We start from the raw sequence: 21,445 nt of genomic DNA on the forward strand, positions 1-21,445 counted from the left end.
TTTATTTTTAAGGTCATTGCGATTGCTTATGAACGCCTAGACACGCCGCCTAGAAACAAACGTATCGCATCCCGATGCATGGAGATGATTTCTGCTTCAGATTGCTCTTCTTCTAAAGAGAGTACGCCCAGGCCAGCTAATAAATTGTATAAATACAACGTAAGCCTGTCCACATCAAACGTCGTGCTGAACTCACCAGATTGTATGCCTTGTGTTAGAACTTCTTTCAACACGGGAAAATGTTTACGTGTTAACATCAACAGCGTTTCTAGATGCTCGGGGTTAGAGGCGTTAGAAAGTGAAAATTCTTCAGCAGCTTTCAGGAGCGGGTCATTAAAGTCGCGTGCAAAATGTTCGGCGAGTGCATACATCTTATCAGTCGCGCTCATGCCGGCAACAAGGGAGTCATACCAAGCTTGAATCCATTGTTCTAAATGTAAGTCTAGAACATACATAAACAGCAGCTCTTTACTTTTGAAATGATAGTAAATACTTCCTTTGCTCATGCCGGACTGTTCCCGTATTTGCTCCATGGAAGTAGCTTGATAGCCGTGCTGAATAAATAGTCGTTCAGCGGTCGCCGCGATTAGTTGTTTGGTCTGTTCTGCCTCTTCTGCTGTGCGTCGGGCCATCTTGTTTACTCCTCCTAGCAAGGTGTCGTTCTTGGTTGATGACAAGCTGACTAAGTTGCTTCTCTGACACCTTTATTCGAACGAACGGTCAAATAAAATCGTTTTCATTATATATACAACAAATGCGTAAAGTCAATTGGTTCTGTTGCGGTTATGGATTCGCTTCTGTTTGTGCAGTGTTGTTGCCAGTGGCGCTTGTGCGCCGTCACGCATCATAAGTCTACGTAATGTTGCTTGGATCTCATAACCTTTTCCAACGAGCAGCATATCTTGTTCAGACCACAATTGTTTCATATCGGCACCCTCACTCTTCAACTTTTTCGAAACGGACAAGCCATTCTGTTATAATAACTATGTTCTGCATTATGAAGTTATGCGCCGAGGAGAGTGAAATGATGAACACATCTAATAATGAACGAGTTGGGCAACATTTATTTGAAGAAGTAACAACTGAAACGAAGTCCATCTATAACGGGAAAATTATTTCCTTGCAGCTGGACACTGTAACTTTGCCGAATGGATCGACAGCAACACGCGAAATTGTCCGTCACCCAGGTGCGGTAGCTGTGTTAGCGATAGTTAACAATAAAATGATCGTGGTCGAACAGTATCGAAAAGCGCTCGGGAAATCTCAAGTCGAAATTCCGGCGGGTAAGCTAGATCCGAATGAACAGCCAGAGCATGCAGCATTGCGTGAATTAGAAGAAGAAACGGGGCTGAAAGCGAGTCATTTGACTCGAATTGGTTCATTCTATACATCACCAGGCTTTGCAGATGAAATTATTCACCTGTACGCGGCTGAAGATTTAGAACAGGGTGAAATGAACACCGATGAGGACGAGTTTCTCGAAGTGAGCGCCTTGACGATTGAGGAAGCCTATGAAGCTATGCGCCAAGGGAGAATTAGTGACGCGAAGACGATTAGTGCCCTATATGCTTGGCATTTGCGTCAGCTAACAGGATCTTGGCCGGTATAAGACACGTTTAGAGTGAGGTACTATGAGCAATAACAGTAGCAACAGTAAGAGCGGTAACAGCAGTAACAGCTACAGCGATTACAACAGAAACAGCAGTAGCAATGGGGATATTGGCAAGGCGACTGAACGTGCTCCTGTACCGCAGGCGGACTTGCATACATACTATGGTGATTTTCATATTCATATTGGTCGTACATCAAGGCAGGAGCCCGTAAAAATAAGCGCTAGCCGGAATCTTACGTTTGAGGCGATTGCCAAAGAGGCCGCCGAACGAAAAGGGCTGCATTTAATCGGCGTCATTGATGCCCATGCCCCAGGCGTGTTGAGGGACATCGAGGAACTGCTCGATGCTGGGGAAATGGAAGAACTACCAGAAGGCGGAATACGCTATCAACAAACGACCGTGCTACTAGGCACGGAGCTGGAAATACGTGAACCTGGCCGAGGTGCGGCTCACGTCTTGTGCTATTTGCCGTCACTTGCGGCTATGAAGCGTTTTTCGGCTTGGTTGACGCCGCATATTACGAATATGACGCTTTCCACCCAGCGTGTATATGTATCGGGCCGCGCGCTGCAAGCAGAAACAATCGCGCACGGAGGGCTATTCATTCCGGCGCACATTTTCACGCCACACAAAAGTGTGTATGGCAATTGTGCGGACAAGCTAGCCGATGTGCTTGATGTGGAGCTTATCGACGCAGTAGAGCTTGGGCTAAGCGCGGACAGCGACATGGCCGGCTTATTGTCTGAGCTGGACCGCTACACATGGCTTACGAATTCAGATGCTCATTCGCTAGCCAAAATTGCCCGCGAATACAATGCGCTACAGTTAGCGGCGCCCACGTTCCAAGAGTGGGCGCTTGCTGTACATCGACAGCACGGTCGGCATGTTAGTGCCAATTATGGGTTGAATCCGCGGCTTGGTAAGTATCATCGCACAAGCTGTACCTTATGCTTCAGCATCCACACGAGCGGCTCGACAGCAGGCGTGTGCGAACATTGCGGGAGCAGCAAGTTCGTGCGAGGTGTGCTGGACCGCATCGAACAAATTGCAGACCGATCGCTGCCTCATCGAGTAGAGCACCGACCACCGTACATTCATCAATTCCCACTCGAATACATTCCTGGAGTGGGACCAAAGACATATAACCGCTTGCTTGCACATTTTGGTACGGAAATGGCCGTGCTGCATAATGCGACCTTGCAGCAGCTAACCGAAGTCGTCGGAGAAAAGACAGCCGTTCTGATTGATAAGGCTAGACGCGGCGATTTGGAGCTGCAAAGCGGAGGTGGTGGGATTTACGGCAAGGTGTTATCGACTTAGAAGCTGTGACGAGCATATTTGGACAAGGACGCGCATAAAAGTGGAATGATAACGGTCGTTTCGGAAGAAGGAGTTGCCTGAATCATGAAGTTGCTTGCACAGTCGTTCCACAACCAAGTTCATCTTTATGTGTTCGTCACGGTGTTGTTTGTCGTTGGCGTTGTATTTGGGGCATTGCTTGTCAATGCCCTGACCTTTGAACAACAACAAGATATTGCACGTCATCTAGGCCAATTTTTTGTGACGGTCGAGACAGAGCAACGGTCAGCTGATCGTAGCGAGCAATTTTGGTCCTCTCTGCTGTTTTATTGGAAGTGGATTGGTGTAATAGCCTTGTTAGGCATATCGATCATCGGATTTCCACTCATTTTAGCCCTTGATTTTATAAAAGGGACGCTTGTCGGCTTTACGGTCGGAACATTAGTGAGCCAATATTCATGGAAGGGTATGTTGTTTGCCTTCGTCTCGGTAGCTCCACCTAACTTGATTGCCATACCACTTGTGCTAATGTGCAGTGTGGCTTCGTTAGCATTGGCCTTCCATATTTTAAAACACCGATTACTTATACCGAAAATGAATGCTTCACGCGAGCCTTTGAAACAATATATCGTGACGCATGGGGGAGCAGCAGGAGGTATGATCGTTGTGGCTGCGTTGGTCACATGGATTTCACCACCACTTATGCAATGGGCAGCTTCGTTGTTTACACAAGTCGGGTAAGCTAATCATATTCGCTAATTGGATAAGCCAATCGAATAAACCAGATCTAAAGTCCTGTTTGTTGATTTACCCATCGTAAAAGATTTGACACTGCTTGCGCTCACCCCCTATAATGATATAAGTGAGTAGAAATGCGGCTTGGCGGGCAAGGGGGGAGACCATGGAAGCGCGGATTGAGAAGATTAAACAACAACTGCAATCCCAAGGGTACAAGCTGACACCGCAGCGCGAAGCAACTGTTCGAGTGCTGCTTGAGAATGAGGAAGATCATTTAAGTGCTGAAGATGTCTTCATGCTCGTAAAAGAAAAGGCGCCTGAAATCGGTCTTGCCACCGTTTATCGTACGCTGGAATTACTTAATGAGCTGCATGTCGTGGAGAAGTTAAATTTCGGCGATGGAGTTGCGCGGTATGATTTACGCGGAGAAAGCAACAAGCACCACCATCACCATCTTATATGTGTACAATGCGGTTCAATGCAGGAAATTCAAGAAGACTGGCTCGGACCTTTAGAAGAGCGTCTTGAGAAAGAGTTTACATTTATGGTTATTGACCATCGTCTTGATTTTCACGGCATCTGTAAACAGTGTCACGAGAAAGAACTAGAAGCGCAGACAAAGATCGAGTCAGGGCAGCAAGCTAGTCAGTAATTTGGCCCATTCAAATGAGAGTAACGGACAAAGCCTCGGCGGTTTACGCTGGGGCTTTTTAAATGGTTCTATGCGTACAAGCATAACGCCCGTCCGTTACTCATAAATTAATGGTAACGACGTCTTTTATGAGTAAGGAGACTGGTTACTATGATTATATCGCTGCGCAAGCTATCTACGAAATGTAAGTTCGCTGCCTTATTTCTCGTTCTGACTTATGTGCTGATACAGCTTTTTGATACGTTTGGAAGCTGGATAGCGCCCGTGGATCGTTATCGTGAACCACAAGGGAGAGCCGTCAAAGTATTTCAAACCGATCTACAAGCTGTTCTTGAGCCTGCATCGTTCACCGAACGGCTACGATTATTTTACTGGTTAGGCGAATGAAATGCACAATATGTACATATGAGCTCCTGCATGCACCATAATTGGATAAATGTACTTCCGCTTTTCGCGGGTGAAACGGGCTCTACAAGCAGGAATTTGTCGAATGAGCGTGGAAAGAAATAAGAGTAGGGGAAAAAGTAAACCGCACGAGTAGGAGAAATGGGCATGAGCAGCAAGTTTGAACAACAGATGGAGCGATACTTCAATTACTTGACCGATGAGCGTCAACTGTCAACGCATACGCTTGACGCTTACGTAAGAGATGTGCGGGGCTTTGTGCAAACGCTATCTAATCATGGGGTTACGGCAGGCGAAGACATTCGCGCCCACCATGTTAATCATTATATGCTGCAAATGAAGCGGGACGGCCGCGCAAGCTCTACGATTTCACGCCAAGTGGCAGCCGTTCGCTCTTTTTTTCATTATCTTATTCGCATAGGTGAAGTTGTACACGACCCGACGATGGGCCTTGAACGCCCAAAGGCGAAGCAGAGCGAGCCCGTTGTACTCTCATTGGAAGAGACAGAGCAATTGCTCGCTGCCCCTGACGCGTCTAACGCTCAAGGCATTCGTGATAGGGCCATGTTGGAAACGCTATATGCCACAGGCGTTCGCGTATCTGAATTAATCGCTTTGAATGTAAGCGATATCCATTTGGAATTTGGCTTTTTGCGTTGCGAAAGTGGAGGCAAAGAACGGGTTATTCCGCTTGGACAAGCAGCTGTCGATGCGATAAATGCTTATTTATCAGCATCGCGTGCGACCTTTTTGGACAAGCGTGCGAAGCATGAAAGGTTAGAGGCAATAGATGTGGCACTAGACCATGCAGACCATGTAGACCAGGCAGGACATGCAGATCATTATGGAGCGCTCTTTCTAAACCGACATGGTGAGCGCATGACGAGACAAGGCTTTTGGAAATTGTTGAAAAAGTATGCAGCTGCCCTTGGCTTTGAAACAAAAATGTCACCGCATACATTAAGGCACTCGTTCGCCACACATTTGCTGAACAATGGTGCAGATGTACGTGCGGTTCAAGAAATGCTAGGGCATACCGATATCGCGGCTACGCAGCGTTATGTGCACTTGATGAATAAAACGAGCATGAAAGACGTTTATTCGAATGCACATCCACGGGCACGACGGCAAGCGGATTGAAACACGAGTTGTTCAATGATTTTTCACAATAGACTAGTTAGCATAAATGCAAAAACGTTTAAAATCGTAGTATGCAAGTTGGCTAGATATAAGCTTGACTCTTTAGCGTCGCATAGCTAATAATCGTATGGGTCAGTACAACTTTAGACAAGCTAAGAGGACACGAAGGAGGAAGATTGGAATGAGTAATCAACGTTTTCGTCGTATGACGGTTATCGTCTTGGACAGCGTAGGTATTGGTGAACTTCCAGATGCTGAAAAGTTCGGTGACGCAGGAAGTCATACGCTTGGACATATTATTGAACAAGTTCCTAATGTAAAAATCCCACATATGCAGCAGCTCGGTTTGGCAAACATCGCTGATTTGGGTACAATTAAGCCTGTTGATGCACCACAAGCGGTGTACGGCAAAATGGCAGAGATCTCGGTCGGTAAAGATACAATGACAGGCCACTGGGAATTGATGGGCTTGGAAATTACGACGCCTTTCAATACGTTCCCTGAAGGATTCCCAGCACCGCTGATTGAAGCTTTCGAGCGTGAAACAGGACGCAAAGTCATTTGCAACAAGCCTGCATCCGGTACTGAAGTGTTGGACGAGTATGGCGAAGAGCAAATGAAAACAGGCGCTTGGATCGTGTACACGTCAGCAGACAGCGTGTTTCAAATTGCAGCGCACGAAGGCATTATCCCGTTGGATGAACTGTACCGTGCTTGCGAAATCGCGCGTCGTTTGACGTTGGAAGATCCTTACGCAGTTGGTCGCGTAATCGCGCGCCCTTATGAAGGTGAACCAGGCGCGTTCAAGCGTACGCCGAACCGTCACGACTATGCAGTAAGCCCTCCAGCACCTACTGTGTTGAACGCTGTGCATGACACAGGCAAGGACGTTATTTCGGTCGGTAAAATTAACGACATTTTCTCTGGTGAAGGCATTACAGCATCTCACCCGACGAAGAGCAACGCACACGGTATTCAAACGACGATCGATTTGCTCGGACAATCGTTTGAAGGCTTGGTGTTCACGAACTTGGTAGACTTCGACTCCTTGTACGGACATCGCCGTGATCCACAAGGCTATGCACAAGCATTGGAAGAGTTCGATGCTGCGGTTCCACAATTGTTGGAACTTACAGGCCCAGAGGACGTGCTCATCATTACAGCAGACCACGGTAATGATCCGGTACATCCAGGAACGGACCATACACGTGAATACGTGCCGCTCTTGGTTTACAGCCCGTCCATTAAAGCAGGACGCAACCTTAACATTCGTGCAACGTTTGCTGATGTTGGCGCAACGATCGCAGATAACTTTGGTGCAGCGAAACCAGCTATTGGAACAAGCTTCTTGAACGAATTGTTCTAAGAAGTCATAATTAAGCTATCAAGCAGGATGGACGTGCCAACGATGGTAATCGTTCATCCTATGATGGATATAAAGATGGAATCATAACTACAATGCAAATTAGGGAGCAGGGGGAAAGTGTTATGAGTCAAACGTCTTATGCACAAATTCAAGAGGCAGCTTCGTATATTCAAAGCCGCGTGTCATTCAAGCCAGAAATCGGTTTAATTTTGGGTTCCGGCTTAGGGGTATTGGCAGACTTGGTTGAGGAAGCTGTTACAATTCCTTATCATGAAATTCCACATTTCCCAACATCTACGGTTGAGGGACATGCTGGCGAATTGCTTGTCGGTAAAATTCACGGTCGTTCCGTCGCATTGATGAAAGGCCGCTTCCATATGTATGAAGGCTACGGCCCTGAATTGACAGCGTTTCCGGTACGCGTTATGAAAGCAATTGGCATCGACAAATTGCTCGTAACGAATGCAGCAGGTGGTATTAATACTTCCTATAACGCTGGCGACTTGATGCTTATTAGCGACCACTTGAACTTGACTGGCCGCAATCCATTGTTCGGACCGAACGATTCGCAACTGGGCGTTCGTTTCCCAGATATGTCGGAAGCTTACAGCCGTCGTTTGCGCGCACTTGCGAAAGAAGTGGCTGCTGAAATGAATTTTTCCCTTCAAGAAGGCGTTTACGTCGGCTTGACAGGACCTAACTATGAAACACCTGCTGAAATTCGCATGTTGCGCACATTGGGCGGAGATGCGGTCGGCATGTCGACGGTATCAGAAGTTATCGTTGCAAGCCATGCGGGCATGGAAGTGCTAGGCATTTCTTGCATCAGCAACATGGCTGCGGGCATTCTTGACCAGCCGTTGTCCCATGATGAAGTTATGGAAACAGCAGAGCAAGTGAAAGAGCAATTCTTGAAGCTTGTAATGACTGTTATTCCTAAGATGTAATTTAGGTCATATGAAGTGTAAATCGTAAAGTGTATAGTATGTACCGAAAGCGTATACGCTTTCGGTATGGCTTTCAATGTGTGAAGAGTCTCGGTCGTTTGCATCTAGCATAGACATCATGATATACGACAGCATGAAGTCATTCGTGCAGCAAGTGCATCTGTAACTCGAATCATTTTTACGAACAAAGATTAGCTGATGAGACGAAGGAGGACGTACGATGCGTGCGGTAGACATTATTCAGAAGAAACGCGACGGAGTAGAATTGAGCGCGGAAGAAATTAAGTTCTTTATTGGTGGTTATAGTAAAGGTGATTTGCCTGACTACCAAATGGCAGCTTTGGCAATGGCGATTGTATTCCAAGGAATGACGCCTAAAGAGTTAGCTGTAATGACGCTAGAAATGGCGAAGTCAGGTGACCAAATCGACTTGAGCCCAATCAAAGGGATTAAAGTTGACAAGCACTCCACTGGCGGCGTAGGCGACAAAACATCCCTCGTGCTTGCTCCACTTGTTGCAGCAGCAGGTGTACCTGTAGCTAAAATGTCTGGTCGTGGCTTGGGTCACACAGGTGGTACAATCGACAAATTGGAAGCGATCGCAGGTTACCAAGTAGAGATCGAAGAAGAGCAATTTTTCAACCAAGTTAATGACATCGGTGTTTCCTTGATCGGACAAACAGGTAACATCACACCTGCTGACAAGAAATTGTACAGCTTGCGTGACGTTACAGCGACAGTGGAATCCATTCCACTTATCGCAAGCTCCATCATGAGCAAAAAGATTGCTGCTGGCGCAGACGCAATCGTTCTCGACGTTAAAACGGGCAGTGGTGCGTTTATGAAAACGTTGGACGATTCGATCGCTTTGGCACAAGCAATGGTTGATATCGGAACAGAAGTGGGCCGCCAAACAGTCGGTATTATTTCTGACATGGATCAGCCGCTTGGCCACTTGATCGGTAACTCGCTTGAGGTTGAAGAAGCGATCATGACTCTTAACAATGGCGGACCAGCAGATTTGCGCGAATTGTCGCTTATTCTCGGTTCTTACATGCTCGTATTGGGCGGCGCTGCGAAGACAGATGCAGAAGCGCGCGAAATTTTGGAGCGCCACTTGGCTGATGGCTCCGCATTAGAGAAGCTCAAGCAGCTTGTTGAAGCACAAGGCGGAGATGCATCGATGATCGCAGATCCAAGCCTGTTGCCGCACGCAAGCGAGCGTATTGAAGTTAAAGCAGTAGCAGCAGGTACAGTAGCAGCGATTCAAGCTGAGCATGTCGGCGTAGCTGCGATGTTGCTTGGAGCTGGTCGCGAAACGAAAGAATCGCAAATCGACTTGGCTGTTGGCCTTGATTTGCGTAAAAAAGTAGGCGACAAAGTAAACGTAGGCGATACGCTCGCGATTTTGCACGTGAACGATACAAAGCGTGTTGAAGAAGCAAAAGACCGTATCATTAAAGCATACGAGCTGTCGCAAGCAGACGTTGCAGCAAAACCACTTGTATACGCAATCGTCACTAAAGACGGTGTACAGCGTTTTGTGTAACTTAACGACGTAAACGAAAAGTCCGTTATGCAGCGAGCGTGTCTTCACGTTCGTCGCATAACGGTTTTTTGTTATAGATGATTGTATATAACGGGAAGTAATTGTGTTTCTGATTCTGCCATTCAGATCATTTAGAACATTCAGAACATTTAGGAAGGTGAAGCCGTTGCTTAGCTTACTGCCCTTAATGCTGGAACGAGTAGGCATCTTAATCACGGTTGCCTTTTTATTATCCCGCATGAAATCGTTTCGGCAAATTATTCATAATGAGCACGGATTAGCGGAAAAATCATTACTAATCGTCGTGTTTGGAACATTTGGAATTATAAGTAATTACACAGGCGTTGAAATCGTAGGCAGCGTTGTGGCACCGCATGGCTGGCAAGCGGATGTCGCTGCGGAAAGTGCTATCGCCAACACGCGCATTATGGGGGTCGTCATTGGGGGCTTGCTTGGCGGGCCACTTGTTGGAACAGGTGTAGGTCTCCTTGCAGGTGTGCATCGCCTGTTTTTAGGTGGATATACGGCTGTTGCATGCGGTATCTCGACGATTGCTGCCGGAATTGTGACCGGCTTAATTAGCAAGCGCTTTTTAAAGCATCGGAACAATGCACCATGGCTTGCTGCGGCGATTGGGATCGTGATGGAATGCTTGCAGATGAGCATTATTGTGATGACGGCGAAGCCACCCGAGGCTGCGTTTGCGCTTGTCAGTATTATTGCGATTCCGATGATCGTCGTCAACGGTTTTGGCACGCTGCTATTTATGCTCATTATACAGTCCATGCTGCAAGAAGAAGAGCGTGCACGTGCGTTGCAAACGCACAAAGCGTTCTATATCGCCGATCAGACGCTGCCTTATTTTCGCCAAGGCTTGAATGCTCATTCTTGCCGTGAAGCGGCAGCGGTCATATTGAAACTAACCAATGCAGATGCCATTTCGATTACGGACGAGCATTATGTGTTAGCACATATTGGCGAGGGAGCCGATCACCATATAACCCGCCAGCAAATTGTGACACAGCTGACGAAAAAGGTGTTGGACAGCGGCCGTATTCATAAGGCGAAGACGCGCGAGGAAATTCATTGCACGCATCAGTCGTGTCCGCTGCAAGCAGCCATCGTACTGCCGCTAATTGTGCATAGCAAGACAGTAGGCACGTTGAAATTATATTTTACGAGCCCGAATCGACTTGATTCGGTGGAGCAAGAGTTGGCAGAAGGGCTTGGCAAACTGTTTTCGACCCAGTTAGAGCTGGCGGAAGCAGAGCTGCAAAGCAAGCTGCTGAAAGATGCGGAAATTAAGGCGTTGCACGCTCAGGTGCATCCGCATTTTTTGTTTAATGCTTTTAATACGATTTCGGCCCTTTGTCGCAAAAATCCAGAGCAAGCGCGTCAATTGCTCTTAAAGTTGAGTGTATTTTTCCGCAGCAATTTGCAAGGAGCGCGTCACGTACTCATTCCACTACAAAAAGAATTGGAGCATGTTGAGGCTTACTTGTCGTTAGAGCAAGCACGGTTTCCAGATAAATATGAAGTTACGCTGCATATTGATCCTGCACTGGAGAAGGTTGCAGTTCCGCCATTCACGCTCCAACCTTTAGTGGAAAATGCGATCCGGCATGCATTTGGCAAGGGAAATAGACATGGACGTGGTCATGTGACGATACGTGCCTTTAAACAACAGGAACATATGGTATTAATAACAGAGGATGACGGTAAAGGTATCGTACCTGATCTGCTGCAAACTCTTGGTAAACACGCTGTTAAATCGATAGAGGGAACAGGGACCGCGCTACACAATATTAGTAAACGAATTGAGGAATTATACGGTCAAGATGCTTCTTTCCAAATTGAAAGTGAGCTTGGGGCAGGTACAAAAGTTGTGATTATGCTGCCGATAAATCAGAACAAGTGGAGTGATCAGCATGTTGAAGGCCATTATCGTGGATGATGAGCCGCTAGCACGAGATGAGTTGGCCTATTTGTTACGGCGCTCCGAGCAAGTGGAGGTCGTTGCAGAGGCTGAGGGGATGGAACAAGCGTTGGAGCTGATTCAGCAACATCAGCCGCATGTCGTATTTCTCGACATTGAATTAGCCGAAGATAACGGACTTGAAATTGCGAAGCAATTGCTTGCCTTCGATGTGAAATCACGTCCGGAGGTTGTGTTTGCTACAGCCTACGATGAATATGCCCTTAAAGCATTCGAATTGAATGCTAGTGACTATATTTTAAAGCCATTTGATGAATGCCGCGTTCAGCAAACGGTCGACAAAATGATTCGGTTGCGCGAAAGGGCTTCAGGTATGGGACAGCAGCACCAGAGTCAGCAACAGGAACAACCGAGTCAACGTCAGCAGCAACAGAGTCAACTACAGGATCAGCAGGGTCAACGACATGATCAACAGCAGCAGCAGCCGTATCAGCAGGCGCAGCACTTTTCTCAGCCTAACCTGGGAACAGGTGGACAGTTGGCGAATGGTACGTTTGCGTTACAAGATACAGGGGTTCCTCATGCTGCGCCAGTCGTGCCAGTCGCGCTATTTGCGCAGTCCGAACGAACCGAGCGGATTGCGATCACGGTGGAGGATCGCATTGTTGTCGTACCAGTGCGTACGATTGTGTACGTTACTTCCGTTGAGGGGAAGACGGAGTTTGTGACGAAGGACCAGACGTACAAAGTGAACGAACCGCTCGTCACGATTGAACGGAAGTTGCAGCATTCCTCGATCGTACGTGTGCATCGGGCGTTTCTCGTTAATTTGGATCAAATTGTTGAGATTCAACCATGGTTTCATTCGACATACAATTTGATTATGGAAGACGGTTCAAGTGTGCCTGTCAGCCGAACGTATATGAAAGAGCTGAAACATATTTTCGGATTTTAAAAAGGGGTGCGATCACGTTTGCATTTCAGCATTCATTTTATGTAACTCAGCCCATAAGTTATGCGTTTTATCATGAAAACGCTCTATTTCGTTTTTCATCTAGTATGATAAACGTATATTAAGAGCAAGGGAGAGCATAACTATGAATGCGGTTTCAATGGTTATCGGTGCGATATGTATTCTTATGATCGCGTATCGCTTATACGGAACGTTCATGGCAGCTAAAGTATTGAAGCTGGATGATTCAATCCCGACGCCAGCTCACGAGCTGGAAGACGGAAAAGATTACGTTCCATCAAATAAATGGGTAACGTTTGGTCATCACTTTGCAGCGATTGCTGCGGCTGGACCACTTGTCGGTCCGATATTAGCAGCTCAGTTCGGTTACTTACCAGGTCTACTATGGCTGTTGATCGGTGCGGTTATCGGTGGAGCGGTACACGATATGGTCGTGTTGTTCGCTTCGATGCGTAAGCAAGGTAAATCGTTGTCTGAAGTTGCTAAAGAAGAGCTGGGGCCTGTTGCAGGATTTTGTACAGGTTTGGCGATGTTGTTCATCATTACGATTACAATGGCAGGCTTGTCCATGGTCGTGCTCCACGCGTTGGAGAATAACCCATGGGGGACGTTCGCGGTCGGTATTACGATTCCAATCGCGATGGGTGTAGGCTTGTATCATAAAAAGACAGGCAATTTGAAAGTCGCAACAACCGTTGGTTTTATTTTGATGATGATCGGGGTATTCTCTGGTCCGTACATTCAAGGAACAGTCCTTGGCGACTGGTTGACGCTTGATGCAAGCACGTTGGCGATTATGTTGCCAATATACGCATTCTTTGCGGCGGCACTGCCGGTATGGTTGCTGTTAGCACCACGTGACTACTTGAGTAGCTTTATGAAAATCGGCGTGTTTATCGCCCTTATTATTGGTGTATTTGTCATTAACCCTGCGATTCCGTTTCCAGCGGTTACTGAATTTATTAACGGTGGCGGCCCAATTTTGGCTGGCCCGGTATGGCCATTCATTTCGATTACGATTGCGTGCGGTGCCATCTCAGGTTTCCATGCGTTTGTAGGCTCGGGTACGACGCCTAAAATGATTAATCGTTGGAGCGACATTAAATCGGTCGGCTTTGGCGCAATGCTTGTTGAATGTTTGGTTGCAATTATGGCTTTGATTGCAGCGACAGCGTTGCAACCAGGTGACTACTTTGCGATTAACTCCACGCCAGAAGTGTTTAAGACGCTTGGTATGGAAGTTGTTCACTTGCCAGAATTGGCGCAGCAAATCGGCTTGGATCTAGAAGGTCGAACAGGCGGCGCGGTTACATTGGCCGTAGGTATGACGTACATTTTCACGAAGATTCCGTGGTTTGAGAACATGGCAGCGTTCTTCTTCCAGTTTGTCATTATGTTCGAAGCGGTATTTATTTTGACAGCAATCGATGCAGGAACGCGTGTATCTCGCTACTTGATTCAAGATTTCTTCGGTGAAATTTACAAGCCGCTCAAACGAGTGGATTGGATTCCAGGTTCTATTTTTGCCAGTGCGTTAGCTTGCTTTATGTGGGGTTACTTGCTCTTCTCAGGCGATATTGGCTCCGTATGGGCGCTGTTCGGTGTATCCAATCAGTTGATGGCATCTATCGGCTTGATTATCGGGGCAACTATTATACTTAAAATTGCAGATAAGCGTAGATATATGTTGACTTGTCTGATCCCATTGATTTACTTGTTCATTACGGTAAACTATGCAGGCTACTGGATGATTACGAATGTGTACTTGAACGTAGAAGCTAAAGGTTACAGTGTAATGAACGCTAGCTTATCTATCATTATGTTGGTTCTTGGTATGATCATCATGGTGGCAGCAATTAAAAAATGGATTGAAATGTGGAACAACCCACGTACGAAGCTGGATAGCTCAAAAGGCGCAACAGCAAGTGCGTAAGCGCATTTAAATCGATCATGTAAAGCCCGGTGCGATAAAGCATCGGGCTTTTTTTGCATATTGAGCTGCAAATAGAAGCCCTTTTACCTCCAAGACCACTTTCTATTAATTTAGTGTTATGTCGGCTGTAAGTTGTCTCTGACCAACTTGGCAGCTCTAGCATTATATATATTAATCTCGGAGATGGAGGTGGCAAACAGTGAAAAAACCGATTGGAAAAGCGACAAAAATAAGTTCAAAGGTGACAGGTAAGGCCACAAAGGTGAGTTCACAGGTGAAAAAGGCAAGTCCACAAGTTAGTGGTAAAAAACCCCATTGCCCAAAACCAAAACCTGTTATTCGAGTTTACTCCACAGGCCCCTTAGAAAATGCAGCTACCAATTTTTCGGCCACTGTGTTTACCAAGCTGTTAAACAACAGTGCTTTCACGCGGACAGCAGTCGTTACAGTATTTAAGCTTAATGGTGTAAAGGTACTTGTTAGTACTCAGACCGTAACCATTCCCCCTAATTCATCCGCATTTGTTACGGCTGATGTAGCCGCTTTGGCCCAGTTCGAAGTACAGGTTCGCGTAAATAGCAGCAGAGTTCTAGTAGGTGTGTTTGGTAAAACAGCGGCAGATGAACTGAATCCGACGCATCGACTCGTTCATGACGAATTGACTCGTATCTTATAATTCCATCTCTGTTTCATCGATAGCACGGAGTAGCATGCATAATCGCTGCTCTGTGCTTTTTTTGTGCGTTGCATCGGTCCGAATTGGAATATTTTATTTAAGTTCGGACAACAATAAATAAAAGGCACATCTTGGAATATAGGAGTGTCTAAGATTGTGTACATCGTGATAGGAGGGACGTTGTTTGAATCGTTTGAACAGATGGTTCTGCTCTTTTGTTTGTGTCATGTTGGCAGGAAGTATGCTCGTTCCAGCAGCAACTGCTGCAAGCATAGCTGACATTCCAACGGATGCAATCACGAGTGGCGAGAGTCGGACGACTACCGGGCCAGCTGCTCCGGGAGCGGAATTAGCTCAAAGTGCTCGTTCAGCAGTGCTATTAGATGCAGATACAGCAACCGTTATTTTTGAAAAAAATAGTCACGACCGCTTGCCGCCTGCCAGCATAACAAAAATTATGACGATGCTGCTCGTCATGGAAGCGGTTGATCAAGGGAAGCTCAAGCTAACAGACCGAGTAAGCACAAGTGAATATGCAGCATCTATGGGTGGCTCCCAAATCTTTTTGGAGCCTGGCGAAGAAATGACAGTGAATGACATGCTTAAAGGAGTTGCCCTTGCATCTGGAAATGATGCATCTGTGGCTTTAGCAGAAAAGGTTGCCGGTTCCGAAAAAGCGTTCGTGCAAATGATGAACGACAAAGCAAAGCAATTAGGAATGAAAAATACGAATTTCATGAACTGCAACGGGCTGCCTGCTGACAATCACTATACGTCTGCGCATGATATTGCACTTATGTCGCAGGCGCTACTGCAATATCCGAATGTGACGAAATATACGGGGCTATATGAAGACTATTTACGGCAGAACACCGATAAAAAGTTTTGGCTCGTCAATACGAACAAGCTTGTAAAGTTCTATCAAGGCGCTGATGGGTTAAAAACAGGCTATACGTCTGAGGCCAAATACTGCTTGTCCGCTACGGCTAAACGTAACAATTTGCGGTTGATTGCTGTGGTGCTCGGTGAACCGAATACCAAAACACGCAACACAGAAGTGAGTCAAATGTTTGATTTCGCGTTTGCTCAATATACGAATGTGCCGCTCTTGAAATCTGGTGACAAGATTGGGGATATCCGCATCGAAAAAGGTATGGTCGAACGAATCGAGCTAAAAGCGGAGCGGCCATATAACGTGCTGTTGAAGAAAGGGGCTGCGAATGCCAAGATTCGGTATGAATTGGTAGCACCTGAATCTTTAAGCGCCCCTATTTATGCAGGACAACCGATCGGTCGTATCGTCGTGTATGAGGGCGATCAGATCATTCGTGAATTCCCTGTCGAAGCAAATGAAAATGTGGCGAAAGCAGGTTGGTGGACGCTGTTTAAGCGCACTTGCGGGAAGTTGTTTTTTGTCAAATAACGACGTGTACGTTCTAGTTTTGTCGCCTAGCAGGAATTGGTATTCAATTTAACGAATTGGTTCGTCAAAGCTGGGAGGAGAGTGAACGCATGAATTTGCAGGTTGAATTAGAACATCAGCAAAATGTGTTAATCACACGTCTGAGGGGAGAGTTGGATCATCATACGGCAGAAGTTGTACGTATTCAGCTAGATGATGCCATCCAACGCGGACATGTAAACCATGTGGTATTAAGTCTGAGAGAACTTACGTTTATGGACAGTTCAGGACTTGGTGTCATTTTGGGGAGGTACAAGCAGATTAAGGGTAAGGGCGGAAAAATGGCGGTGTGCAACATTAATCCAGCCGTTCGTCGATTGTTTGAATTGTCAGGTTTGTTCAAAATTGTCCACGTCTACGATAATGAGCGCACAGCGCTTAACGGTTTGGAGGTCGTATCATGAGTGAACGCATCCATAACAACGTGATGAAGCTACAATTTTCTAGTCGATCGGAAAATGAGGCGTTTGCCCGTGTCGCTGTCGCTGCATTTGTGTCCCAATTGGACCCTACGCTTGAAGAATTGACCGATTTGAAGACGGTCATATCTGAAGCGGTTACGAACTGTATCATTCACGGTTACGATAATGATCCGTCCGGAATGGTGACGATTGAAGCGGTCATTGAAGATGAAGAAGTTACTTTAACGGTTGCTGATGAAGGTCGTGGCATTGAAGACATCGAGTTGGCACGTCAACCGTTGTATACGTCAAAGCCTGATATGGATCGTTCAGGCATGGGTTTTACAATTATGGAAAATTTCATGGATCAGTTTGAAATTACGAGTCAATACCGCGCCGGTACAACTATCCGCATGAAAAAGCGGATCGAATCGAAAAAAGCGCTCTACAATTAGGGGTTGAAGCCATGAAAGTCGATTTGAAGCAATCGTCGCACAGTTATTTGGATGACGCGGAAGTGAAGCGGCTTATTGCGCTAAGCCAAGCGGGCGACACACTGGCAAGAGAGACACTGGTCAACTGCAACATCCGGCTTGTCTGGTCGGTCGTGCAGCGCTTTATGAACCGGGGGTACGAACCGGAAGATCTGTTTCAAATCGGATGCATCGGCTTGCTTAAATCTGTCGATAAATTCGATTTGTCCTACGATGTAAAGTTCTCCACGTATGCTGTACCGATGATTATCGGAGAGATACAGCGGTTTTTACGGGATGACGGTACATTAAAAGTTAGTCGTTCGCTGAAAGAGATGGCGAATAAGGTGCGCAAAACGAAGGACGAGCTGTCCAAGCGCTTGAATCGTCTGCCTACGATTAAAGAGGTGGCGAGTGAGCTTGGGGTTGCGCCGGAGGATGTTGTCTTTGCGCAAGAGGCCAATAAACCGCCAACTTCAATTCATGAAACGGTGTTCGAAAATGATGGCGATCCGATAACGTTAATGGATCAAATCGCAGATGAGTCGCAAGAGCGCTGGTTTGATAAACTTGCTTTAAATGAAGCGATTGAAGGTCTGAATGAACGAGAGCGACTTATCGTTTACTTGCGGTATTTTCGCGATCAGACACAATCAGAAGTTGCGAGCAGGCTAGGGATTTCGCAGGTTCAAGTGTCGAGGTTGGAGAAAAAAATATTGCAGTCAATCAAGGCGCAAATCGCACAATAACGTCTTTGGTGTAAAATGTTAGTATGCCCCTCATCATGATTGAGGGGCATTTTTGTGTCCATTATCCTCGTCTGCCAATATGGCTTACTGCCACATTCTTAACCATGGATGTACGCTAGACAAGCGGCGTTATGGATGTTTGACAGGGGACATCCATGGAATTGGTAACTTTTCCAAAGCTCCCAACTTCTCATAATGCTCCTCAACTCAACCATACTAAACATAATGGAAGGGAAGGAGTGGTGAATATGGTGCGCTCGGAACCAACGCAAGCAACATGTTACATTAGGCTGCGGCGGCGAGCACGAGTTGCTCCTGGAACTACAATTCGATTAGGTGATGTAGCAGAGCTTGTTACCGTACCGGAACATTGGGCTGCACAACTAAGTAAGCTGCCTCTCAATCAGCCAACGAGGTCAGACGGGAAGCTTATGCTCGTCGAAATGCTCAGTATCGCGCAAGCGATTAAGCTTGTAGCACCCGAGATGAGCATTGAATGCTACGGTGCCCCTCATACCATCGTTGAAATAGCGAAGCAGCCCAAAAAACCTAATTTCGTATTGGTGGCGCTAGTTTGTATGCTGCTCTTTTGCGGGTCAGGGCTAGCCATTATGAATTTTCATGCGGATGTCAGCATGGCGGAAGTTCATAAACGACTGATGGAGCTTATAACGGGTCAAAAAAATGCAAGTGCCACAGTGTTTCAAATCAGTTATTCCATTGGCATCGGCGTGGGAATGCTTACATTTTTCAATCATATCTTTCGCAGCAAAAAAAATGAGGAGCCAACCCCGCTTGAGCTGGAAATGTTTATGTATCAAGAAAATGTAAATCAGTACATCATTACAGAAAAGTATGCGCGACTGAACTCCGCGCAACATGGCGATGAATGAAGCGGCCCTTTACAATCTGGCTGTGTCAGGGTTACAGCAAGCAATTGGCGCTTTTATTGGACTGGCTGGAGGGATTGCAGTCGGAGGCTCTTTTGTAGCTGTCTTTGTCGTCTTAGACGTGTTACCTCGTTTGGCGCAATTAACAGGTTCCTATCGCTTAGTGCAATGGTTTGAATATGCGATGGTGCTGGGCACGCTTACGTTTACTACGCTTGATTTTTGGTACGTTCAATTCAAGTTAGGTCAATGGTTGCCCCCCATCATCGGCCTATTAGATGGCATATTTATTGGCTTAGTAGCAGCGGCATTGACTGAAGTGCTCAATGTGTTGCCAATCTTAGCGAAGCGGCTAGGCATGTCTACTGTACTGACGTATTTGCTCATTGCAATGGTACTCGGAAAAATATGCGGCTCACTTTTCGATTGGTTTGTATATAGGGGTTGAATTGAAAGTACAGCAGGAGGATGAAACGTTATGACGACGAAGTCAAAGTCGCCGCAGCACGGTGGAAATCGGGATCAAGCGAGTTATACGATCAATAAGGAACAATTGGAAGTGATGCAAAAAGAGGAGAATGAACTGTCCAATAACGTCGCGGAGGCTGTTGCATATTGGCAAGGTTCGGATACCATTCCATGGAAGCTTGAGCAAGCGAAGCATACGTTAAGGCATGTTGTTGGGCTAGAAGAATCGTTTGACGTGTTATTTCGCGAGATGACGTTTGGAGGACGTCGCACAGGACTTTTTTATTTGAACGGATTTATTAAGGACGATGTGATGACAGTCATTTTAGCGCGACTGACGATGCTGGATAAGGAGTCTGTATCCGCTAATGCGCTGAAAGCATTTTTCGAATGCTATATTCCACATGTTCAGGTGGAAAAAGTGACTAAAATGAGCGAAGTCATTAACAAAGTACTCGCTGGAGGAAGCGCTTTTTTTATAGAGCATGAATCGGCTGCTATCGTCTGTGATGTAAAAGCATTTCCCTCTAGAGGCCCAGAGGAGCCTTCGCTAGAGCGGGTCGTACGAGGAGCCCGAGATGGTTTCACCGAAACGATGCTTACGAACATCTCACTTGTGCGACGTCGGCTGCGTGATCCTGGTTTGAAATACGAAGTCATTCAAGTGGGGCGCCGTACTCGTACGGATGTATGTATTGCCTTTATTGACGACATCGTAGACATCAGCCAAGTGGAATCTGTACGCACCAAAATTAAAGAGCTAGACATCGATGGGCTACCGCTTGCAGACAAGCAGTTGGAAGAAGCGATCATTAACAAAGGATGGAACCCGTATCCGCTCGTTCGTTACTCGGAAAGGCCGGACGTTGTAGCAGCACATTTATTGGAAGGCAATGTAGTCATCTTTGTGGACACGTCGCCATCCGTCATGATTTTGCCAACTACATTTTTTGACTTGTGTCAGCATGCGGAAGAGAACAGGCAGACGCCCTTTATGGGCACCTATTTACGCTGGGTGCGGTTCGTAGGCATTTTTGCCTCTTTGTTTTTGCTCCCGATGTGGCTATTGCTCGTCCTAGAGCCCTCTTTAAAGCCACCTCATTTACAAATAATTGGACCGCAGGAAGTAGGGAAAATCCCGCTCATAATCCAATTTTTGCTGGCTGAGGTAGGCATTGATCTCATGCGGATGGCGGCGGTTCACACGCCAACCCCGCTCGCGACTGCGATGGGGCTTGTGGCCGCTATTCTCGTTGGCGACGTTGCAGTTAAGGCGGGCGTATTTGTAAATGAAGTTATTTTGTACATGGCGATCGGGGCGGTAGGTATGTTTGCAACACCAAGCTACGAATTGGGACTTGCTAATCGGATAGTGCGACTTGTGCTGCTCGTCGCGGTTGCTCTATTTAAGGTTCCAGGGCTAGTCATCGGGACGACGTTGTTCATTATTTACTTGGCTGTACATCGTTCCTACAACTCGTCGTATTTGTGGCCGCTTATCCCGTTTAACGCGAAAGCACTATACAACATCATCGTCCGTAACCCTGTGCTATATATGAGAAGACGCCCAAGTTTCAATAAAACGCGTGACGATACAAAGATGCCACCAACTGCGAATTCATAACTCGCTTATGTATTCGTTTTGAATAATACAAAAGATGTGCAAAAAAGTCCATTCTTCCCGTTTACCTGCTACTGTTATACTCAATATAACAATTGATAGCATAATGTGAATGATGAGTATAACAGCATGAGTCAATGTGAACATACACATA

The 21,445-nt window shown here is 46.4% G+C and carries 22 protein-coding genes; 20 read left to right on the forward strand and 2 right to left on the reverse strand.

Features of this window, described 5'->3' with window-relative positions; all coding sequences use genetic code 11:
* Nucleotides 1-26 precede the first annotated feature (26 nt).
* Both KIK04_RS20040 and KIK04_RS20045 read right to left on the reverse strand, forming a co-directional pair.
* Entirely contained in the window at nt 27-632 is a 606-nt protein-coding gene (locus KIK04_RS20040; RefSeq protein ID WP_232275347.1) for a TetR/AcrR family transcriptional regulator, read from the reverse strand.
* A 132-nt stretch (nt 633-764) separates the two neighbouring features.
* The gene (locus KIK04_RS20045) at nt 765-965 is read right to left on the reverse strand and encodes a hypothetical protein (protein WP_232275348.1); all 201 of its coding nucleotides are present in this window, start codon (nt 963-965) and stop codon (nt 765-767) included.
* 59 nt (nt 966-1,024) lie between these two features.
* Between KIK04_RS20045 and KIK04_RS20050 the strand changes: the two genes are divergently transcribed.
* From KIK04_RS20050 to KIK04_RS20145, 20 genes are all read left to right on the forward strand, one after another.
* A complete protein-coding gene (locus KIK04_RS20050) occupies nt 1,025-1,609 on the forward strand; it encodes an NUDIX hydrolase (protein WP_442951111.1) in 585 nt (194 codons plus the stop codon).
* Between the two features lie 22 nt (nt 1,610-1,631).
* On the forward strand, nt 1,632-2,933 hold the full coding sequence (locus tag KIK04_RS20055; protein ID WP_232275349.1) for an endonuclease Q family protein: 1,302 nt from the start codon (nt 1,632-1,634) through the stop codon (nt 2,931-2,933).
* Between the two features lie 84 nt (nt 2,934-3,017).
* Nucleotides 3,018-3,653 carry a stage II sporulation protein M gene (gene spoIIM / locus KIK04_RS20060; protein WP_232275350.1) on the forward strand — a complete coding sequence of 212 codons (636 nt, stop codon included), beginning with the start codon at nt 3,018-3,020 and terminating at the stop codon, nt 3,651-3,653.
* Between the two features lie 160 nt (nt 3,654-3,813).
* Complete coding sequence (fur, locus tag KIK04_RS20065) at nt 3,814-4,302, forward strand: ferric iron uptake transcriptional regulator (protein WP_232275351.1); 489 nt, start codon at nt 3,814-3,816, stop codon at nt 4,300-4,302.
* A 150-nt stretch (nt 4,303-4,452) separates the two neighbouring features.
* Nucleotides 4,453-4,689 carry a DUF4227 family protein gene (locus KIK04_RS20070; protein WP_232275352.1) on the forward strand — a complete coding sequence of 79 codons (237 nt, stop codon included), beginning with the start codon at nt 4,453-4,455 and terminating at the stop codon, nt 4,687-4,689.
* A 165-nt stretch (nt 4,690-4,854) separates the two neighbouring features.
* Complete coding sequence (locus KIK04_RS20075; RefSeq protein WP_232275353.1) at nt 4,855-5,847, forward strand: site-specific tyrosine recombinase; 993 nt, start codon at nt 4,855-4,857, stop codon at nt 5,845-5,847.
* 181 nt (nt 5,848-6,028) lie between these two features.
* On the forward strand, nt 6,029-7,213 hold the full coding sequence (locus tag KIK04_RS20080) for a phosphopentomutase (RefSeq protein WP_232275354.1): 1,185 nt from the start codon (nt 6,029-6,031) through the stop codon (nt 7,211-7,213).
* A gap of 122 nt (nt 7,214-7,335) precedes the next feature.
* Nucleotides 7,336-8,160: a purine-nucleoside phosphorylase gene (locus tag KIK04_RS20085; RefSeq protein ID WP_232275355.1), complete on the forward strand. Its 825-nt coding sequence runs from the start codon at nt 7,336-7,338 to the stop codon at nt 8,158-8,160.
* Nucleotides 8,161-8,380: 220 nt separating this feature from the next.
* Nucleotides 8,381-9,709, forward strand: a complete 1,329-nt coding sequence (locus KIK04_RS20090) for a pyrimidine-nucleoside phosphorylase (RefSeq protein ID WP_232275356.1) — start codon at nt 8,381-8,383, stop codon at nt 9,707-9,709.
* A gap of 166 nt (nt 9,710-9,875) precedes the next feature.
* Nucleotides 9,876-11,663: a sensor histidine kinase gene (locus tag KIK04_RS20095; RefSeq protein WP_232278833.1), complete on the forward strand. Its 1,788-nt coding sequence runs from the start codon at nt 9,876-9,878 to the stop codon at nt 11,661-11,663.
* Nucleotides 11,638-12,600 carry a LytR/AlgR family response regulator transcription factor gene (locus tag KIK04_RS20100; protein WP_232275357.1) on the forward strand — a complete coding sequence of 321 codons (963 nt, stop codon included), beginning with the start codon at nt 11,638-11,640 and terminating at the stop codon, nt 12,598-12,600. The genes KIK04_RS20095 and KIK04_RS20100 overlap by 26 nt, the downstream gene beginning before the upstream one ends.
* A gap of 142 nt (nt 12,601-12,742) precedes the next feature.
* The gene (cstA, locus tag KIK04_RS20105) at nt 12,743-14,551 is read left to right on the forward strand and encodes a carbon starvation CstA family protein (protein WP_232275358.1); all 1,809 of its coding nucleotides are present in this window, start codon (nt 12,743-12,745) and stop codon (nt 14,549-14,551) included.
* Between the two features lie 199 nt (nt 14,552-14,750).
* Nucleotides 14,751-15,227 carry a hypothetical protein gene (locus KIK04_RS20110; protein WP_232275359.1) on the forward strand — a complete coding sequence of 159 codons (477 nt, stop codon included), beginning with the start codon at nt 14,751-14,753 and terminating at the stop codon, nt 15,225-15,227.
* A gap of 193 nt (nt 15,228-15,420) precedes the next feature.
* Nucleotides 15,421-16,650, forward strand: a complete 1,230-nt coding sequence (locus KIK04_RS20115) for a D-alanyl-D-alanine carboxypeptidase family protein (RefSeq protein WP_442951186.1) — start codon at nt 15,421-15,423, stop codon at nt 16,648-16,650.
* An 89-nt stretch (nt 16,651-16,739) separates the two neighbouring features.
* Nucleotides 16,740-17,093: an anti-sigma F factor antagonist gene (gene spoIIAA, locus KIK04_RS20120; RefSeq protein ID WP_232275360.1), complete on the forward strand. Its 354-nt coding sequence runs from the start codon at nt 16,740-16,742 to the stop codon at nt 17,091-17,093.
* Nucleotides 17,090-17,545 (forward strand): anti-sigma F factor, encoded by a 456-nt coding sequence (spoIIAB, locus tag KIK04_RS20125; protein WP_232275361.1) that lies wholly within the window; start codon nt 17,090-17,092, stop codon nt 17,543-17,545. The genes spoIIAA and spoIIAB overlap by 4 nt, the downstream gene beginning before the upstream one ends.
* A gap of 11 nt (nt 17,546-17,556) precedes the next feature.
* Entirely contained in the window at nt 17,557-18,312 is a 756-nt protein-coding gene (gene sigF / locus KIK04_RS20130) for an RNA polymerase sporulation sigma factor SigF (protein ID WP_232275362.1), read from the forward strand.
* A 248-nt stretch (nt 18,313-18,560) separates the two neighbouring features.
* Complete coding sequence (locus KIK04_RS20135; protein WP_232275363.1) at nt 18,561-19,205, forward strand: stage V sporulation protein AA; 645 nt, start codon at nt 18,561-18,563, stop codon at nt 19,203-19,205.
* Complete coding sequence (locus tag KIK04_RS20140) at nt 19,198-19,650, forward strand: stage V sporulation protein AB (RefSeq protein ID WP_232278835.1); 453 nt, start codon at nt 19,198-19,200, stop codon at nt 19,648-19,650. Before KIK04_RS20135 ends, KIK04_RS20140 begins: the two co-directional genes overlap by 8 nt.
* 30 nt (nt 19,651-19,680) lie before the next feature.
* Entirely contained in the window at nt 19,681-21,294 is a 1,614-nt protein-coding gene (locus KIK04_RS20145) for a spore germination protein (RefSeq protein ID WP_232275364.1), read from the forward strand.
* Nucleotides 21,295-21,445 lie beyond the last annotated feature (151 nt).

The organism is Paenibacillus sp. 481 (genome assembly GCF_021223605.1).
Lineage (GTDB): Bacteria > Bacillota > Bacilli > Paenibacillales > Paenibacillaceae > Paenibacillus_B.

Excerpts from the sequence above, each read along its gene's own strand:
- KIK04_RS20040 (WP_232275347.1), bottom strand. The coding sequence starts at position 632 with ATGGCCCGACGCACAGCAGAAGAGGCAGAACAGACCAAACAACTAATC.
- KIK04_RS20050 (WP_442951111.1), top strand. The coding sequence starts at position 1,025 with ATGATGAACACATCTAATAATGAACGAGTTGGGCAACATTTATTTGAA.
- KIK04_RS20055 (WP_232275349.1), top strand. The coding sequence starts at position 1,632 with ATGAGCAATAACAGTAGCAACAGTAAGAGCGGTAACAGCAGTAACAGC.
- spoIIM (WP_232275350.1), top strand. The coding sequence starts at position 3,018 with ATGAAGTTGCTTGCACAGTCGTTCCACAACCAAGTTCATCTTTATGTG.
- fur (WP_232275351.1), top strand. The coding sequence starts at position 3,814 with ATGGAAGCGCGGATTGAGAAGATTAAACAACAACTGCAATCCCAAGGG.
- KIK04_RS20070 (WP_232275352.1), top strand. The coding sequence starts at position 4,453 with ATGATTATATCGCTGCGCAAGCTATCTACGAAATGTAAGTTCGCTGCC.
- KIK04_RS20075 (WP_232275353.1), top strand. The coding sequence starts at position 4,855 with ATGAGCAGCAAGTTTGAACAACAGATGGAGCGATACTTCAATTACTTG.
- KIK04_RS20080 (WP_232275354.1), top strand. The coding sequence starts at position 6,029 with ATGAGTAATCAACGTTTTCGTCGTATGACGGTTATCGTCTTGGACAGC.
- KIK04_RS20085 (WP_232275355.1), top strand. The coding sequence starts at position 7,336 with ATGAGTCAAACGTCTTATGCACAAATTCAAGAGGCAGCTTCGTATATT.
- KIK04_RS20090 (WP_232275356.1), top strand. The coding sequence starts at position 8,381 with ATGCGTGCGGTAGACATTATTCAGAAGAAACGCGACGGAGTAGAATTG.
- KIK04_RS20100 (WP_232275357.1), top strand. The coding sequence starts at position 11,638 with ATGTTGAAGGCCATTATCGTGGATGATGAGCCGCTAGCACGAGATGAG.
- cstA (WP_232275358.1), top strand. The coding sequence starts at position 12,743 with ATGAATGCGGTTTCAATGGTTATCGGTGCGATATGTATTCTTATGATC.
- spoIIAA (WP_232275360.1), top strand. The coding sequence starts at position 16,740 with ATGAATTTGCAGGTTGAATTAGAACATCAGCAAAATGTGTTAATCACA.
- spoIIAB (WP_232275361.1), top strand. The coding sequence starts at position 17,090 with ATGAGTGAACGCATCCATAACAACGTGATGAAGCTACAATTTTCTAGT.
- sigF (WP_232275362.1), top strand. The coding sequence starts at position 17,557 with ATGAAAGTCGATTTGAAGCAATCGTCGCACAGTTATTTGGATGACGCG.
- KIK04_RS20135 (WP_232275363.1), top strand. The coding sequence starts at position 18,561 with ATGGTGCGCTCGGAACCAACGCAAGCAACATGTTACATTAGGCTGCGG.
- KIK04_RS20140 (WP_232278835.1), top strand. The coding sequence starts at position 19,198 with ATGAATGAAGCGGCCCTTTACAATCTGGCTGTGTCAGGGTTACAGCAA.
- KIK04_RS20145 (WP_232275364.1), top strand. The coding sequence starts at position 19,681 with ATGACGACGAAGTCAAAGTCGCCGCAGCACGGTGGAAATCGGGATCAA.